This is a genomic window from uncultured Winogradskyella sp., assembly GCF_947495255.1.
GTDB lineage: Bacteria > Bacteroidota > Bacteroidia > Flavobacteriales > Flavobacteriaceae > Winogradskyella.
In genome coordinates this window covers 391219-407147 of record NZ_CANLYI010000004.1, presented here as the reverse complement: position 1 = coordinate 407147, position 15929 = coordinate 391219, and the positions used below count along the sequence as shown (strand labels likewise).

The window sequence follows — 15929 nt, the reverse complement described above, 5'->3', positions numbered from 1 at the left end:
ATTTATACGTTCAAAAAATTACAACCTTTGTGTGATGTGTTGATTACAGCTACTGTTTTAGATGATAAAACAAGAGAGCCAATTAGTGGTGCTGCTGTTTCATTATATGATGATGAAGGCAATAAAGTGGTTTCAAAAACAACGAATGACCAAGGGATTGCTGAATTTATTGTGGAGTGTGAAAAAGACACGGAACTAGAAGTGGTAATGGAAGATTTTGAAAGTAAAAAAGTACAAGTAAAAGGAACTACAGATGAAGAGAATAATGTACAAATTTCATTAGACCCAATAGAGAAAATTATTGAACCTGAGCAAATTGTTCTAGCGCCTATTTTCTTTGAGTTTGATAAATCTAACATCACAGCACAAGGAGCTTTTGAATTGGATAAATTAGTGCAAGTCATGAAAAAATATCCTGAAATGATTATTAAAGCAACGTCTCATACAGATAGTAGAGGTCCAGAATCATATAATACTAACCTATCAGACAGAAGAGCTAAAACAACTGTACAATATGTCATTTCTCAAGGAATTGAAGAAGCGCGTATCTCAGGTATGGGTAAAGGTGAATCTGAACCTAAAGTAGATTGCTCTAATGGTTGTACTAAAGAACAACATGCTGAAAATAGACGCTCGGAGTTCTTAATTGTAACGGATGTTGAAAAAGCTGAATAACTTTTTAGACTAACTCAAATAAACCATATTATAAAGCCTATTCTTTTAAAGAATAGGCTTTATTTTTACCATGTACCAAAAGGATTCTTACTTAACTGTGAATTATAGTATTCTATCCTACCGGTAACTTCCTTACCTAACCAACTTGGTTTATCAAAATCTTCATTCTCTGATTTTAATTCAACCTCTGCTACAATTAAGCCTAGATTATCACCAAAGAATTCATCAACTTCAAAAATGTGAATTCCAGACTTAATTTCAAACCTAATTTTATCAATAATACCATCTTCACATAGACTTAAAAGACTATTAGCTTCACTTGTAGTAATTTCTTTTTCCCATTCAAAACGAGATAAACCATCTAGTGAAGATTTCCCTTTAACAGTTATGTAACCCAAATCTTTTATAAGTCTTACCCTAACTGTTCGCTCTTTATCACTATTTAAAAATCCCTGTTTTATAGTATAACTATTAAAGGCTTCAGACTTAAAAGCATCTGAATTCACTAAAAATTTTCGTTCTATTTCTATCATTAAATCTCACAATTAAAAAATATTTAATGCCTAAATTTACGTTATGCCTAACGATTTACCAATTCGAAAGATAATCCATGTAGATATGGATGCATATTATGCTTCTGTTGCGCAAATGGATAATCCTGAACTTAAAGGAAAAGCAATAGCAGTTGGAGGTGGTGGAATAAGAGGTGTTATTAGTGCTGCCAGTTATGAAGCACGAAAATTTGGTGTTAAAAGTGCTATGTCTGGTAGATTAGCCATAAAACTTTGTCCTCATCTCATTTTTGTAAAAACCGATTTTGCACGTTACACCGAAATTTCACAGCAAATTAGAAAGATTTTTTATGACTATACAGATTTAGTAGAACCCTTATCTTTAGATGAAGCTTATCTCGACGTCACAGAAAACAAATTAGGTTTACCCAGTGCGACCTTATTGGCAAAGAAGATAAGGACACGGATTTTTGAAGAAGTTGGCTTAACGGCTTCCGCAGGTATATCTATCAATAAGTTTATTGCGAAAATTGCTAGTGATTATAACAAACCTAATGGGCAAAAAACGGTAAATCCAGAAGATGTACTTCAATTTTTAGAAGATTTAGATATTAGAAAATTCTATGGTGTTGGCAAAGTCACGGCAGAAAAAATGTACCAAAAAGGAATTTTTACAGGCAAAGATTTAAAAAGCAAAAGCATAGAATATCTCGACGAACATTTTGGGAAATCTGGTCGATACTATTATCATGTCGTAAGAGGTATTCATAATAGTGAAGTTAAACCAAATCGAATTAGAAAATCACTAGCTGCAGAAAGAACTTTTAGTGAAAATCTATCTTCCGAAATTTTTATGTTAGAAAAACTAGAACACATTGCCGAAGAAGTCTCAAAACGCTTAAATAAAAATAAAGTTACTGGTAAGACCATAACTTTAAAAATAAAATACAGCGATTTCACTCTTCAAACCAGAAGTAAAACACTACCCTATTTTGTAAGCGAAAAAGCAATAATTATAGAAACAGCGAAAGATTTATTATATCAAGACACTTTGAATAATTCAGTGAGACTTTTAGGAATTTCAATGTCTAATTTAAATACAGATTCTAAAAACATAAAAAAAGAAGATAAAAAGGCGGTTAGCGTGCAGCTAAAGTTTGAATTTTAATTGAAAAACAATAATGCTTAAAATAAATAATATAGAAATTAATAAATACGAACTATTGCACTTAATAAAAAGCTTGAGGCTATTAAATTAATTAAAACTGAAACCAATATAGGTTTAAAAGACTGCAAAGATATTATTGAAAATCTTGAAAATGACCAAAATTATTATGGTGGAGAAACAATTATAAAAACACCTTTAAGTAGTATAAAAACTCCATTTAAAGTATCTAAGCCTAGTCGAGGAAACCATATTATACAAGAAAACAGCAATAACAAGAATTATATTATAATAATATTGATACTCCTTATTGTTGTTTTAATCTATATGTATGCGATTAAATAAAATAATTTCTTAGTGCTACCGACTAAAAAACATTAGTTCTTATTTAAAAACTACAACTCTCTATTTCAGAAACTCGTAACGTATTTACCATACCTTTATCTTGTATTGGCATTGCAGCTAAACTAATTAGCATATCGCCAACCTCTAAATAGCCTTTTTTACAAGCAATAGCATTTACATCTTCAATAGTTTCATCTGTACTTACAAACTTATCATAATAAAAAGCTGTAACTCCCCAAAGTAAGCTCAATTGGGTTAAAATTCTTCTATTAGAAGTGAAAACTAAAATATGTGCAGACGGTCTCCAAGCCGAAATTTGAAATGCCGTATATCCACTATTTGTTAATGTAGAAATAGCTTTAGCATTAATCTCATTTGCCATATTTGCAGCATGATAACATATTGCTTTTGTAACATAACGCTTAGTACGAATATGAGGAGGAGATTGTGGCACTTCAATAAGTGGTGAATCTTCTACACTACGAATTATATTAGACATTTGGCGAATTACCTGCACAGGGTATTGTCCCACAGATGTTTCACCAGATAACATCACAGCATCTGCTCCATCCATTACTGAATTGGCAACATCATTTACCTCTGCTCTAGTTGGTGTTAAACTAGTAATCATTGTCTCCATCATTTGAGTTGCAATAATTACAGGAATTCTAGCACGCTTTGCTCTAAGCACTAATTGCTTTTGAATTAATGGAACTTCCTCTGCAGGAATTTCAACACCTAAATCACCACGAGCTACCATTAAACCATCACAATACGCAACAATTTTATCAATATTCTCAACAGCCTCAGGCTTTTCTATCTTAGCAATAATTGGAATTTTATGATCACTATGCTCATTAATTAAGCTTTCAAGTTGCATTAAATCTTCAGCATGACGAACAAATGATAAAGCAATCCAATCAACTTTCTGACCAATAGCGAAAATAGCATCTTCAATATCTTTTTCAGTTAAAGCTGGTTGAGAAATATTTGTATTAGGAAGGTTTACACCTTTTTTAGATTTTAAAGGACCGCCTTGGATAACTCTTGCTTTTACTTCTTTCTTTTTATCAGAAGAAACAACTTCAAAAATAAGTTTCCCGTCATCTAATAAGATACGTTCACCAGGTTTTGCATCTTGAGGAAAATTATCATAGGTCATGTAAACACGTTCCTTTGTACCTTCAAAACGTTCACCAGTAGCAAAAATTATTTCATCACCTTCATTAACTATAACTTCACCTTTCATCACTCCAACTCGCAATTTAGGGCCTTGTAAATCCCCTAAAATTGAAGCGTTATAACCATATTCTTCATTAAGCTCTCTAATCATTTTAATACGTTCTTCAACGTCTTTATAATCTGCATGCGAGAAATTAATTCTAAATACATTACAGCCTTCATCTAGCATAGCTTTTAGTACTTCTTTTGTACTTGTTGCTGGACCTAATGTAGCTACTATTTTTGTTTTCTTATTTGACATAAATTCAAAAAATTAAATGGTCTTTCGACTTTATTTGTAACGGATCTACCGCGTAACTTGTTATTATTTGTGGAATAGCTTGTAATTTACTTAATACTTGCTTTTCGTTTACATTCTGTATTTCATCAGAGATTTTTAGAAAAAAATCTACCTTTTTATACTCTGAGATTAAATTAAAGGTTTTTAAAACTTTTTCAGGCCTATCAAATAAAGTACCTGTACTAGATAAACTATCCTCTTCCTTTTTACATACGTTAGAAATTAAATTCCATAGTACATATTCAGTTTCATTATCCCATTCAAAAATACTATATGAAGACTCCAAATATTTAAAGTCAATATCTTTTTCCTTACGTTCTAGCTTAAGCCCTAGATGCTTGTTCAGCAAATATGCTAATCGATAATCTTCTACTCTACAATGAATTGCCATTAATTTATAGGAATCATCATAAAAATCATCTACCTGAAGTTTGTGTAAAGCCATACAGTTATAACCTTATTACTTATTTAAATTCTTAAATAATGCATTAAAAATTTGAACGTTTAACTGGTATAATTTGGTAAATATAGTATAAACTATGCTTAGTTTTATTAAGATACCGTTAATCTTAGTCTATAAAATCTACGAAAACGTTATCGTAGATTTATTTAATTCTTAAAACAAAAATTATATTAAGGAAGCTTGGTAATTTGATTTTGAAAAGCAAAAAATGCACGTTTAGACGCTTTTTCTTCAGCTTTCTTTTTTGATGTAGCTCTTGCTTTTGAAACCACTTTATCGTTAATAGTAAGTTTTACAGAAAAATGTTTTAATTCATCATTTCCGGTATCCTCGTAAACTTGATAATCAAAAGTATTTTTCTCCTTTTGGCACCATTCTATAAGCAAACTCTTATAACTAATTACCTTACCCTCTAGCATTTCTATATCTACATGAGGATTTATGACACTTCTAAATATAAATTTTTCACAGGTATTATAACCTTTATCTAAATATATAGCGCCAACTAAAGCTTCAAAAAGATTTCCGTGAATATTGTCACCAAAATTAGAGGTTGGTATTCTGCTTTGCACTAAATCTATTAGTCTTAATTCTTCTCCCAACTTATTTAAATGTTCTCTACTTACTACTTTAGATCTCATTTTTGTAAGATAACCTTCATCTCCATGCGGAACTTGTTCAAACAAATATGCCGCTATAACAGAACTTAGCATAGCATCTCCTACAAATTCTAAACGTTCATAATTAACAGCATTTCCTAGATCGTCCTTTAAATTCATAGAACGATGAGTAAATGCCTTTATATAAAATGATTTCGTTTTGGGCTTAAAACCAAGGATTTCTTTAAGTTGTAAAAAAAAATTCCCGTCTTCTTGAGAACGGGAATTTAATATGTTACGAATGAAGCTCATTCGGGATTTAATCTAATTTTTTGAATACTACACAAGCGTTGTGACCGCCAAATCCAAATGTATTACTCATTGCGACTTTAATATCTCGTTTCTGAGCTTTATTAAGAGTTAAATTTAATTCTGGGTCTATGTTTTCGTCAACCGTTTCATGGTTAATTGTTGGTGGTACAATACCATGCTCCATAGCTAATATAGAAGCAATTGCCTCAATAGCTCCAGCAGCACCCAACAAGTGACCTGTCATAGATTTCGTAGAATTAATATTTATGTTCTTAGCATGACTGCCAAATACTTCTGATATAGCTTTTAACTCGGCAACATCACCTAATGGTGTAGACGTACCGTGGGTATTAATATGATCTACATCTTCCGGATTTAAACCAGCATTTTCTAAACAATTTTTCATTACCGCAACAACACCTATGCCTTCTGGATGAGGCGCTGTCATATGATACGCATCAGAAGATAAACCACCACCTACAACTTCTGCATAGATTTTTGCTCCTCTTGCTTTTGCATGTTCATACTCTTCTAAAACAATAGCACCTGCTCCTTCACCTAATACAAAACCATCTCTGGTAGCATCAAACGGTCTAGAAGCCGTTTCTGGGCTTTCATTTCGAGTACTCATTGCGTGCATAGCGTTAAATCCTCCCATACCAGCTATAGTAACTGCAGCTTCACTTCCTCCTGTAATAATCACGTCACAATGTCCTAAACGAATAGTGTTTAAGGCATCAATCATTGAATTTGCAGAGGATGCACAAGCAGATACTGTAGTATAGTTAGGACCCATAAAACCATATTTTATTGATATGTTTCCTGGTGCTATATCAGCAATCATTTTTGGAATGAATCGTGGACTAAATCTAGGCGTTCCGTCACCAGCGGCAAAGTTTAACACTTCTTCTTGAAATGTTTCCAAACCACCAATTCCTGCGCCCCAAATTACACCCACTCTCAATTTATTTATCCCATCTAGGTCTAGTTTTGAGTCTGCAATTGCTTCATCTGAAGCAACCATTGCATACTGCGAAAACTTATCCATTTGACGCGATAACTTTTTATCAATAAAGTCAGTAACCTCAAAGTTTTTTATTTCACAAGCGAACTTCGTCTTGAACTTTTCAGCATCAAAATGTGTTACTGGTGCTGCACCACTTTTACCACTAATAAGAGCTTCCCAATATTCATCTATTGTATTTCCTATTGGTGTAAGTGCACCTAAACCCGTTACTACGACTCGCTTTAATTCCATAAAAATAGAGTTATTATTTTGCTGCTTCTATATAAGAAATAGCTTGACCAACTGTTGCAATGTTCTCAGCTTGATCGTCCGGGATTTGAATATCGAATTCTTTTTCAAATTCCATTATTAATTCAACAGTATCTAATGAATCCGCTCCTAAATCGTTTGTGAAGCTAGCTTCAGTTACAACTTCGTTTTCATCAACACCTAATTTATCTACGATAATCGCTTTTACTCGTGATGCAATGTCTGACATAATTTTTTAATTTTAAGTTTTAATTAGATGGCAAAAATAAAAAACTTTATTTGAATATTCATCTTTACCGATAAAATGTGTTTTTAATTTTAGTAAAAATAAATATAAAGTATTTGGTTTTTGCTACTAATTGTTAATTATTATTCTTTTTTTTGTTTGAATAATAGAAGAAATATACCTGTAAATGAAACGTGTTGTAATTTTTGCGTCCGGAAGCGGCTCTAATGCTGAAAATTTAATTAAGTTTTTTCACAACAGCGATAATGAGTCTGTTATTCAGGTACTAACTAACAATCCTCATGCCAAAGTCTTAGACCGTTGTAAAAAATTGAATGTTAGCGCCTTATCATTTAACAGAATTGCATTTTCAAAATCTAATGATGTACTCAATATTTTAAAGATTGCTAAACCAGATATCATTGTTCTAGCTGGTTTTTTATGGAAATTTCCAGAATTTATTCTAAAAGAATTTCCAAATAAGGTAATAAATATTCATCCTGCTCTACTTCCAAATTATGGTGGAAAAGGTATGTACGGAATGAATGTACATAATGCTATTGTTGAAAATAAAGAATCAGAAACTGGTATTACTATTCATTATGTAAACGAGAATTATGACGAAGGCGCTATTATTTTTCAAGCAAAATGTAAAGTTTTACCTACGGATTCTGCCGAAGACGTGGCTAAAAAGATACATTTATTAGAGATGGAGCACTTCCCTTTAACAGTAAATAAATTACTAAACAGTCTATCTAACTAGATTTCTGCCTTAAACAGAAATGACAACAATGAGTAAAAAGAAGAAAAAATATTACACCGTTTGGAAAGGGAATAAAACAGGTGTTTTTGAGTCTTGGAATGATTGTAAAAAACAAATAAAAGACTTTCAAGGTGCACAATACAAATCTTTTACCACAATTGAAGAAGCTAAAAAAGCATTAGAAGGTAATTACTTTGACTACATAGGAAAAAATAAATCGTTTAAAAGTGGACTCACTGATGCCGAACTTAAAAAAATAGGACTACCTAATTATAACTCCATATCTGTTGATGCTGCATCTAGCGGAAATCCGGGAATAATGGAATATAGAGGTGTTGATACAAAGACAAAAAAACAATTATTTATTCAAGGCCCTTTTGAACAAGGAACAAATAATATAGGTGAATTCTTAGCGCTGGTACATGGTTTAGCTTTTTTAAAACAGCACAATAGCGACCGAATTATGTATACAGACTCTAGAACAGCCATGAGTTGGGTACGTAAAAAAACGTGTAATTCTAAACTAAAACGAAGCGCCAAAAACAAACCTGTTTACGATTTAGTTGATCGCGCTGTTGAGTGGCTAAAAAACAACACCTATACCACTACAATTGTTAAATGGGAAACTAAGGCTTGGGGAGAAATTCCGGCTGATTTTGGAAGGAAATAAAAATAGAAAGTATTGTTATAATTCATTTTTAAAAAGGAATATATTTTACGTAAATTTGCACCTTAATTCAAACTTCTTTTATGAGTAAATTAGTGATTGTTGGTACTGTAGCCTTTGATGCTATTGAAACGCCTTTTGGTAAAACTGACAAAATCCTTGGTGGAGCAGCCACATACATAGGCTTATCAGCTTCAAATTTTAATGTAGATTCCGCGGCAGTTTCTGTTGTAGGAGGTGATTTTCCACAAGAGTATTTAGATTTATTAAAGAATAGAAATATTGATATAGAAGGTATAGAAATTGTAAAAGAAGGTAAAACTTTCTTTTGGAGTGGAAAATATCATAATGACATGAACTCTCGCGATACCCTTGCTACAGAGCTAAATGTTTTAGAGCATTTTAATCCTGTTGTTCCTGAGAATTATAGAGATGCAGAAGTTGTGATGCTTGGAAACTTACACCCTATGGTACAACAAGGTGTTTTAGACCAAATGACTAAAAAACCAAAGTTAGCCATTTTAGATACCATGAATTTCTGGATGGATATTGCTTTAGACGATTTACTTTCTGTTATTAAAAAGGTTGACGTTATAACCATTAATGATGAAGAGGCAAGACAATTAACTGGAGAATACTCTTTAGTTGTTGCTGCAAGGAAGATTCATGAAATGGGTCCAAAATATGTAGTAATTAAAAAAGGCGAACATGGCGCATTATTGTTTCATGATGATAGTGTTTTCTACGCTCCTGCTCTTCCTTTAGAGGAAGTCTTTGACCCAACTGGTGCTGGTGATACATTCGCTGGTGGCTTTGCTGGTTATTTAGCAAAAACAGGTGACTTTTCTTTTGAAAATATGAAAACTGCCGTCATCTATGGCTCAACACTAGCCTCTTTCTGTGTGGAGAAGTTTGGCACAGAGCGTATGCAAACCTTAACTGACAAAGAAATTTACAAACGATTAGACCAGTTTAAGAGTCTAACGCAATTTGATATAGAATTAAATTAAAAAAAACGCGCTCAAAATTGAGCGCGTTTTTTTATTCCATCTCGGCAGCAATCGAGATAAAACGATTATAATAAACACTAGCAGATAACACAACATGAGCGATGCTTTAAAACATGAATGCGGAATTGCACTCATCAGACTATTAAAACCTTTAGAATATTATAAAGAAAAGTACGGAAGTGCTTTTTACGGTGTTAATAAGATGTATTTAATGATGGAAAAACAGCACAACCGAGGACAAGATGGTGCTGGTTTTGCTAGTATAAAGTTAGATGTTGAACCAGGAGAACGCTACATCAGCCGTGTAAGGTCAATTGCACAGCAACCCATTCAGGATATTTTTGCTCAAATTAATGAGCGCATTAATGATAAATTAACTAATCACCCTGAATACCAAGATAACGTTGACCTACAGAAAAAACACATTCCTTATATAGGAGAAGTGTTATTAGGACATGTGCGTTATGGTACATTCGGGAAAAACAGTGTAGAAAGTGTTCATCCGTTTTTAAGACAAAACAACTGGATGCATAGAAATCTTATTGTAGCTGGTAATTTTAACATGACCAATGTTAACGAACTCTTTGATAATCTTATCGAAATAGGTCAGCATCCAAAAGAAAAAGCAGATACCATTACTGTAATGGAAAAAATTGGACATTTTTTAGATGATGCTGTTTCTAAAATTTACAGAGACCTTAAAAAAGAAGGTTATAATAAAAATGAATGCTCACCTTTAATAGCAGAACGTTTAAAAGTTGGCAAAATATTAAAACGAGCTGCAAAAAATTGGGATGGTGGTTATGCTATGGCAGGATTATTAGGCCATGGAGATTCTTTTGTTTTAAGAGATCCTTCAGGCATAAGACCTGCTTACTATTATAAAGATGATGAAATTGTTGTGGTTGCTTCAGAGCGACCTGTTATTCAAACCGTTTTTAATGTTCCTTTTGAATCGGTTAAAGAACTAGATCCAGGACATGCTATTATCACTAAAAAATCTGGTGAAACTAAAATTAAAAAAATATTAGAGCCATTAGAGCGAAAAGCATGTTCTTTTGAGCGCATCTATTTTTCTCGTGGTAGTGATGCAGAAATTTACCAAGAACGAAAAATGCTAGGCAGATTACTCATGCCTAAAGTACTAAAGGCTATTAATAACGATACTAAAAATAGTGTGTTCTCGTATATTCCAAATACAGCAGAAACTTCCTTTTATGGAATGATAGAAAGTGTAGAGGAGCATCTTAACGAAAAGAAAACAAAATCTATCTTAAACGGTGGCGGTAAACTTTCTGCAGAAAAAGTTACCGAGATTTTATCTGAATTTCCAAGAATTGAAAAAATAGCAATTAAAGATGTTAAACTAAGAACCTTTATTACCGAAGATAGTAGTAGAGATGATTTGGTAGCCCATGTTTATGATGTTACTTATGGAGTTATTAAACCAACCGATAATCTCGTCATCATTGACGATAGTATTGTAAGAGGTACAACACTTAAGAAAAGTATCATTAAGATGATGGACAGACTAAACCCTAAAAAAATAGTAGTAGTTTCTTCTGCACCTCAAATTCGTTATCCTGATTGCTACGGAATAGATATGGCAAATCTCGAATCTTTAATTGCTTTTAGAGCAACATTAGAACTATTAAAAGATCATAATAAATATCATATTATAGACGACGTTTATAAAAAGTGTATTAAGCAAGTTGATTTAAAAGACGTCGATGTTGTAAATCATGTAAAAGAGGTTTATGATAGTTTTACAGATGAACAAATTTCAGATAAAATTTCAGAATTATTAGGTGGAGAATCTATAAATGCTGAAGTTAAAATTATTTTTCAACCTGTTGATAACTTACATAAAGCTTGTCCAAAAAACTTAGGTGATTGGTACTTTACAGGTAATTATCCAACTCCTGGAGGAAACAGAGTTGTTAACAGAGCATTTATCAATTTTTACGAAGGAAATAAAGAAAGAGCATACTAAAACAGTCTGCGTTTCAACGCTTTAACCGATAAAATAATCATTTTATCCAAAAATTATGCATTTCATCCAGTATTTGCGTTCGATTTAACAAATTAAATATACATTGGTACTACCATAACATAAGTAGGTTAAGTTCATGGTAGATTTGGGGCAAAAAAAGGTGAACTTCGTTCACCTTTTTTTATGGACTTAAATTAACGCCAAACTTTCTACTCCAACCTTACAAAAGTCCTTTATTTATCACTTATTAGCTCAGATACAATGCTGTTTCCACGCTTAGACTAATATATAGGTCGTTTGTCCAAAAAATTGAATACGTTTATAATGTCCTCTTATATTTGAGACACCATAACATAAGTAGGTTAAGTTTATGGTAGATTTGGGGCAAAAAGGGTGAGCATCTGTTCGCCCTTTTTCATACCCAAATGTCAAAACATATTTTAAATAAGCGTATAAAAAAACCGAGCCTTAATTTAAGGCTCGGTTTTCTAATAATATAAAATTGCTATAACTTACTTAGCTTCAGCGTATCTTCTTTCTACTTCGTTCCAGTTAATTACATTAAAGAAAGCTTCAATATAATCTGGTCTTCTGTTTTGGTAATTTAAATAATAAGCGTGTTCCCAAACATCTAAACCTAAAATTGGAGTCCCTTGGCAAGTAACACCTGGCATTAATGGGTTATCTTGGTTTGGTGTAGAACAAACTTCTACTTTTCCACCTTTATGAACACATAACCAAGCCCAACCTGAACCAAATTGAGTTGCAGCAGCTTTAGAAAATGCATCTTTAAAAGCATCAACAGAACCAAATTCTGCTTCAATTGCATCTTTTAAGTCACCTGACAAACGTCCTTTTCCTTCAGGATTCATAACCTCCCAAAATAATGAGTGATTATAAAAACCTCCACCATTATTTCTAACACCTTTATTATCCATATCTAAATTAGTAAGGATATCTTCGATTGATTTACCATCTAAATCAGTTCCTTCAATCGCAGCATTTAATTTATTTGTGTAGCCTTGGTGATGTTTTGTATAATGAATCTCCATTGTGCGTGCGTCAATGTTTGGTTCTAAAGCATCATAAGCATATTGTAATTTCGGTAAGTCGAAAGCCATAATCGTTTTTATTTTATTGGTTAATAATTGTTTTCAATTCAAATTTACAATTTTGGTCGCTATTTTCTCTTAATAAACTATTAAGATTCCCTATTTTGGTATAAAAATTATCTCTTGCAAAATTCAGCCTTTAAAATATACAATGCTTCAGCAGGAAGCGGAAAAACGTTTACACTAGCAAAAGCGTATCTAAAAATACTTATCCAATCTAAAAGTTACGACCAGTTTAAGTCCATTTTAGCTATTACATTTACTAACAAAGCTGTTGGTGAAATGAAAGAACGTATTATTAATATGCTTCAATCTTTTTCGCAACAAGAAAGCCTAACCAAACCTCACCCAATGTTTGAGGCAATATGTGAAGAGTTAGATTTAAAGCCAGAAGTTCTTCATAGCAAATCAAAACACATCTTAAAACATATAATTCATAATTATGGCGCATTTGATATTTCTACCATTGATGGGTTTACACACAGAGTGATTAGAACTTTTGCCCACGATTTAAAATTACCAGTAAATTTTGAAGTAGAACTAGACCAAGAACGCTTATTGAATGAGGCAGTGGATAGTCTCATCTCCAAAGCCGGAAGCGACAAAACCTTAACGAAGGTATTGGTAGATTTTGCGATAGAAAAAGCAGATGATGATAAAAGCTGGGACATTAGTTTTGACTTTAATAAGATTGGGAAATTATTAGTGAACGAGAATGACCTCGTAGCAGTAAGAACTTTAAAAGAAAAAACACTTGAAGATTTTAAGCTTCTAAAACAACAGCTATCTAAGGAAATAATTAAAATTGAAGAAAACATTATTAATGAAGCAAATACAGCTTTAACTCTTATTGAGCAATCTAGCTTACAATTTAATGATTTTAATAGAGGTTCACTTCCAAAACATTTTGAAAAGTTAGCTGCAAAGCAATTTTCGGTTGGATTCGATGCGGCTTGGCAAAATGATTTAATTGAAGGTAATACAATATATCCAAAACGAGTTTCTGAAGATGTTGCTTCAACCATAGAAAGTATTCAACCTCAATTAGCGGAATATTATGTTGCTTCAAAAGAATCTATTTTCAAATTAAAACTTAAAAAAGGATTTTATAAAAACATCACGCCACTTTCGGTTTTAAATGCTATTAAAAATGAATTAGACATTTTAAAATCTGACCAGAATAAAATGTTAATTTCAGAATTCAACACTATTATAAGTGAAGAGATTAAAAATCAACCAACTCCTTTTATTTATGAACGTTTAGGTGAAAAATTTAAACATTACTTTATTGATGAATTTCAAGACACCTCAAAAATGCAATGGGAAAATTTGGTGCCATTATTAGAAAATGCCCTTTCCGCAGCAAATGGTGATACAATGTTGGTTGGTGACGCCAAACAAGCCATTTACAGATGGCGAGGTGGTGAGGCAGAACAATTTATTAACCTTTATAATAAGGTGGAGAATCCTTTTCAAATTGAAGCCGAAGTCCTTCCTCTTGAAACTAATTACAGAAGTGCAAAGGCTATTATTGAATTTAATAATTCGTTATTTGAGTTTTTAAGTGAAACTTCATTTAGCGATGATGCTTATGCTGAACTCTTCAAAAAAGCAAAACAACAGCCTCATAACACGTCTAAAGGTTATGTAAACCTTAATTTTTTAGATGTTCAAAAAGAAGATAATATTAATGAAATGTATGCTCGTGAGGTTTTAGAAACCATTAAAAAATGTGAGGACAACGGATTTCCCTTAGATGACATTTGTGTTTTGGTAAGAAAACGGAAAGAAGGTGTTGCTATCGCGAATTACCTCAATGAAAATGGAATTAAGATTACTTCTTCTGAAACCTTGCTTTTAAAAAATTCTGATAAGGTTAATTTTATTAATTCATTTTTAAAACTTCTTGTTCAACCAACTAATGATAGCTTAAAAGTTGAAGTGCTTTCTTATATAGCAGAACAACATGAAACTAAAGACAAGCACTTATTTTTTGTAACCTATCTAAGGCAAGATTTAGATGAAATGTTTTCAGAATTAAAACAACTGAATATTTACATTGATAAAAACAAATGCCTTCAGTTACCACTTTATGAATTGGTAGAACATGTCGTTAGACTATTTAGTTTAAACGAAACTTCAGATGCTTATCTTCAATTTTATCTAGATGTTGTTTTAGAATTTACACAAAAGCAAAATTCCGATTTAGCTGGTTTTATTAATTATTTTGAAAAGAAAGCCGATAAATTAAGTGTTGTTACACCTGAAAACATGAACGCCGTCGAGATTATGACTATTCATAAATCTAAGGGTTTAGAATTTCCGGTTGTAATATTTCCATATGCAGACCTTAATATTTATAAAGAGTTAGAGCCTAAGGTTTGGTTTCCTGTAAATTCAGAAGATTATAATGGTTTTGACACATTGCTTCTTAATTACAACAAAGATGTTGAGCATTTTGGTGTCATCGGAACTCAACTTTATAATACACATCAATCGCAATTAGAACTAGATAACATGAATCTACTTTATGTGGTTTTAACTAGAGCTGTTGAGCAGTTGTATATTATATCAAAAAAAGATATTAGCACAAAAGGTGTGATTAACGGGAATTCTTATGCTGGTAAGTTTATAAATTTCTTGATTAAGGAAAACAAATGGAACGAAAACCAACTAAGCTATAGTTACGGTACTTTTACACCAAACGAAAACGAATCACAACAAGAAATAACTTCAAATCCCTTAAAATTAATATCTGTTCCTAAAGAAGACCATAATTTAAATATTGTGACCAAATCTGGATTGCTTTGGAATACGGAACAAGAAGCTGCCATAGAACGTGGAAATTTGGTGCATTTAGTTTTATCAAAAATAAAAACAATTGAAGATGTTGATTTCGCCTTCAATGAATTAATAATTTCTGGTGATGTAACTGCCGAAAACAGTAAAGTTTTAAAGAACTTAGTTCTAGAGGTTATAAACCATACCAAATTAGAACATTATTTCAAAGACAATTTCAAGATATATAATGAACGTGATATCATCACTAGTTCTGGTCAACTTTTAAGGCCAGACCGATTGAATATCAATTCAAAAAATGAAGCAATAATTATAGACTACAAAACAGGTGATGCTAAATCATCTCATAAAACACAACTTAAGGATTATGAATCGGTTTTAAATAATATGAATTTAAAAGTAACTCATAAATTATTGGTTTATATAAATGACACAATTGAAGTTATTGAAGTCTGATTTTTCATAGTATCTTTGTTTCAATTCAAAAATA

Annotated in this window: 14 protein-coding genes; 7 read left to right on the top strand and 7 right to left on the bottom strand. The window is 32.0% G+C overall.

Annotated features, from left to right (window positions below; genetic code table 11):
• A partial coding sequence (locus tag Q0807_RS08620) for an OmpA family protein (RefSeq protein WP_299108646.1) occupies positions 1-675 on the top strand: 675 nt, incomplete at its 5' end.
• Positions 676-740: 65 nt separating this feature from the next.
• Here the strand turns inward: Q0807_RS08620 and Q0807_RS08615 are convergent.
• The gene (locus Q0807_RS08615; protein WP_299108644.1) at positions 741-1208 is read right to left on the bottom strand and encodes a CYTH domain-containing protein; all 468 of its coding nucleotides are present in this window, start codon (positions 1206-1208) and stop codon (positions 741-743) included.
• Positions 1209-1251: 43 nt separating this feature from the next.
• Here Q0807_RS08615 and dinB point away from each other — a divergent pair, with 43 nt between their 5' ends.
• Positions 1252-2355, top strand: coding sequence for a DNA polymerase IV (gene dinB, locus Q0807_RS08610; protein ID WP_299108642.1), 1104 nt, complete (start codon positions 1252-1254; stop codon positions 2353-2355).
• 385 nt (positions 2356-2740) lie between these two features.
• On the opposite strand, the gene pyk is transcribed toward dinB, so the two are convergent.
• From pyk to Q0807_RS08585, 5 genes are all read right to left on the bottom strand, one after another.
• The gene (pyk, locus tag Q0807_RS08605) at positions 2741-4180 is read right to left on the bottom strand and encodes a pyruvate kinase (protein ID WP_299108640.1); all 1440 of its coding nucleotides are present in this window, start codon (positions 4178-4180) and stop codon (positions 2741-2743) included.
• Positions 4181-4184: 4 nt separating this feature from the next.
• Complete coding sequence (locus tag Q0807_RS08600; protein WP_299108638.1) at positions 4185-4664, bottom strand: IPExxxVDY family protein; 480 nt, start codon at positions 4662-4664, stop codon at positions 4185-4187.
• A gap of 188 nt (positions 4665-4852) precedes the next feature.
• Entirely contained in the window at positions 4853-5593 is a 741-nt protein-coding gene (gene rnc / locus Q0807_RS08595) for a ribonuclease III (RefSeq protein WP_299108636.1), read from the bottom strand.
• 7 nt (positions 5594-5600) lie between these two features.
• The gene (gene fabF / locus Q0807_RS08590; protein ID WP_299108634.1) at positions 5601-6851 is read right to left on the bottom strand and encodes a beta-ketoacyl-ACP synthase II; all 1251 of its coding nucleotides are present in this window, start codon (positions 6849-6851) and stop codon (positions 5601-5603) included.
• A gap of 13 nt (positions 6852-6864) precedes the next feature.
• The gene (locus Q0807_RS08585; protein WP_007647141.1) at positions 6865-7098 is read right to left on the bottom strand and encodes an acyl carrier protein; all 234 of its coding nucleotides are present in this window, start codon (positions 7096-7098) and stop codon (positions 6865-6867) included.
• Positions 7099-7282: 184 nt separating this feature from the next.
• Between Q0807_RS08585 and Q0807_RS08580 the strand changes: the two genes are divergently transcribed.
• From Q0807_RS08580 to Q0807_RS08565, 4 genes are all read left to right on the top strand, one after another.
• On the top strand, positions 7283-7858 hold the full coding sequence (locus tag Q0807_RS08580; RefSeq protein ID WP_299108632.1) for a phosphoribosylglycinamide formyltransferase: 576 nt from the start codon (positions 7283-7285) through the stop codon (positions 7856-7858).
• A 28-nt stretch (positions 7859-7886) separates the two neighbouring features.
• Positions 7887-8528: a ribonuclease H family protein gene (locus tag Q0807_RS08575; protein WP_299108630.1), complete on the top strand. Its 642-nt coding sequence runs from the start codon at positions 7887-7889 to the stop codon at positions 8526-8528.
• 80 nt (positions 8529-8608) lie between these two features.
• A complete protein-coding gene (locus tag Q0807_RS08570; protein ID WP_299108628.1) occupies positions 8609-9535 on the top strand; it encodes a PfkB family carbohydrate kinase in 927 nt (308 codons plus the stop codon).
• A 94-nt stretch (positions 9536-9629) separates the two neighbouring features.
• The gene (locus Q0807_RS08565; RefSeq protein ID WP_299108626.1) at positions 9630-11528 is read left to right on the top strand and encodes an amidophosphoribosyltransferase; all 1899 of its coding nucleotides are present in this window, start codon (positions 9630-9632) and stop codon (positions 11526-11528) included.
• Positions 11529-12040: 512 nt separating this feature from the next.
• Here Q0807_RS08565 and Q0807_RS08560 read toward each other — a convergent pair.
• The gene (locus tag Q0807_RS08560) at positions 12041-12649 is read right to left on the bottom strand and encodes a superoxide dismutase (protein WP_299108624.1); all 609 of its coding nucleotides are present in this window, start codon (positions 12647-12649) and stop codon (positions 12041-12043) included.
• A gap of 114 nt (positions 12650-12763) precedes the next feature.
• Between Q0807_RS08560 and Q0807_RS08555 the strand changes: the two genes are divergently transcribed.
• On the top strand, positions 12764-15895 hold the full coding sequence (locus tag Q0807_RS08555; protein ID WP_299108622.1) for an exodeoxyribonuclease V subunit beta: 3132 nt from the start codon (positions 12764-12766) through the stop codon (positions 15893-15895).
• Positions 15896-15929: the final 34 nt, after the last annotated feature.

What these genes read in the sequence shown, in the direction of transcription:
- Q0807_RS08615 (WP_299108644.1), bottom strand. Translation starts at nt 1,208, where the DNA reads ATGATAGAAATAGAACGAAAATTTTTAGTGAATTCAGATGCTTTTAAG.
- dinB (WP_299108642.1), top strand. Translation starts at nt 1,252, where the DNA reads ATGCCTAACGATTTACCAATTCGAAAGATAATCCATGTAGATATGGAT.
- pyk (WP_299108640.1), bottom strand. Translation starts at nt 4,180, where the DNA reads ATGTCAAATAAGAAAACAAAAATAGTAGCTACATTAGGTCCAGCAACA.
- Q0807_RS08600 (WP_299108638.1), bottom strand. Translation starts at nt 4,664, where the DNA reads ATGGCTTTACACAAACTTCAGGTAGATGATTTTTATGATGATTCCTAT.
- rnc (WP_299108636.1), bottom strand. Translation starts at nt 5,593, where the DNA reads ATGAGCTTCATTCGTAACATATTAAATTCCCGTTCTCAAGAAGACGGG.
- fabF (WP_299108634.1), bottom strand. Translation starts at nt 6,851, where the DNA reads ATGGAATTAAAGCGAGTCGTAGTAACGGGTTTAGGTGCACTTACACCA.
- Q0807_RS08585 (WP_007647141.1), bottom strand. Translation starts at nt 7,098, where the DNA reads ATGTCAGACATTGCATCACGAGTAAAAGCGATTATCGTAGATAAATTA.
- Q0807_RS08580 (WP_299108632.1), top strand. Translation starts at nt 7,283, where the DNA reads ATGAAACGTGTTGTAATTTTTGCGTCCGGAAGCGGCTCTAATGCTGAA.
- Q0807_RS08575 (WP_299108630.1), top strand. Translation starts at nt 7,887, where the DNA reads ATGAGTAAAAAGAAGAAAAAATATTACACCGTTTGGAAAGGGAATAAA.
- Q0807_RS08570 (WP_299108628.1), top strand. Translation starts at nt 8,609, where the DNA reads ATGAGTAAATTAGTGATTGTTGGTACTGTAGCCTTTGATGCTATTGAA.
- Q0807_RS08565 (WP_299108626.1), top strand. Translation starts at nt 9,630, where the DNA reads ATGAGCGATGCTTTAAAACATGAATGCGGAATTGCACTCATCAGACTA.
- Q0807_RS08560 (WP_299108624.1), bottom strand. Translation starts at nt 12,649, where the DNA reads ATGGCTTTCGACTTACCGAAATTACAATATGCTTATGATGCTTTAGAA.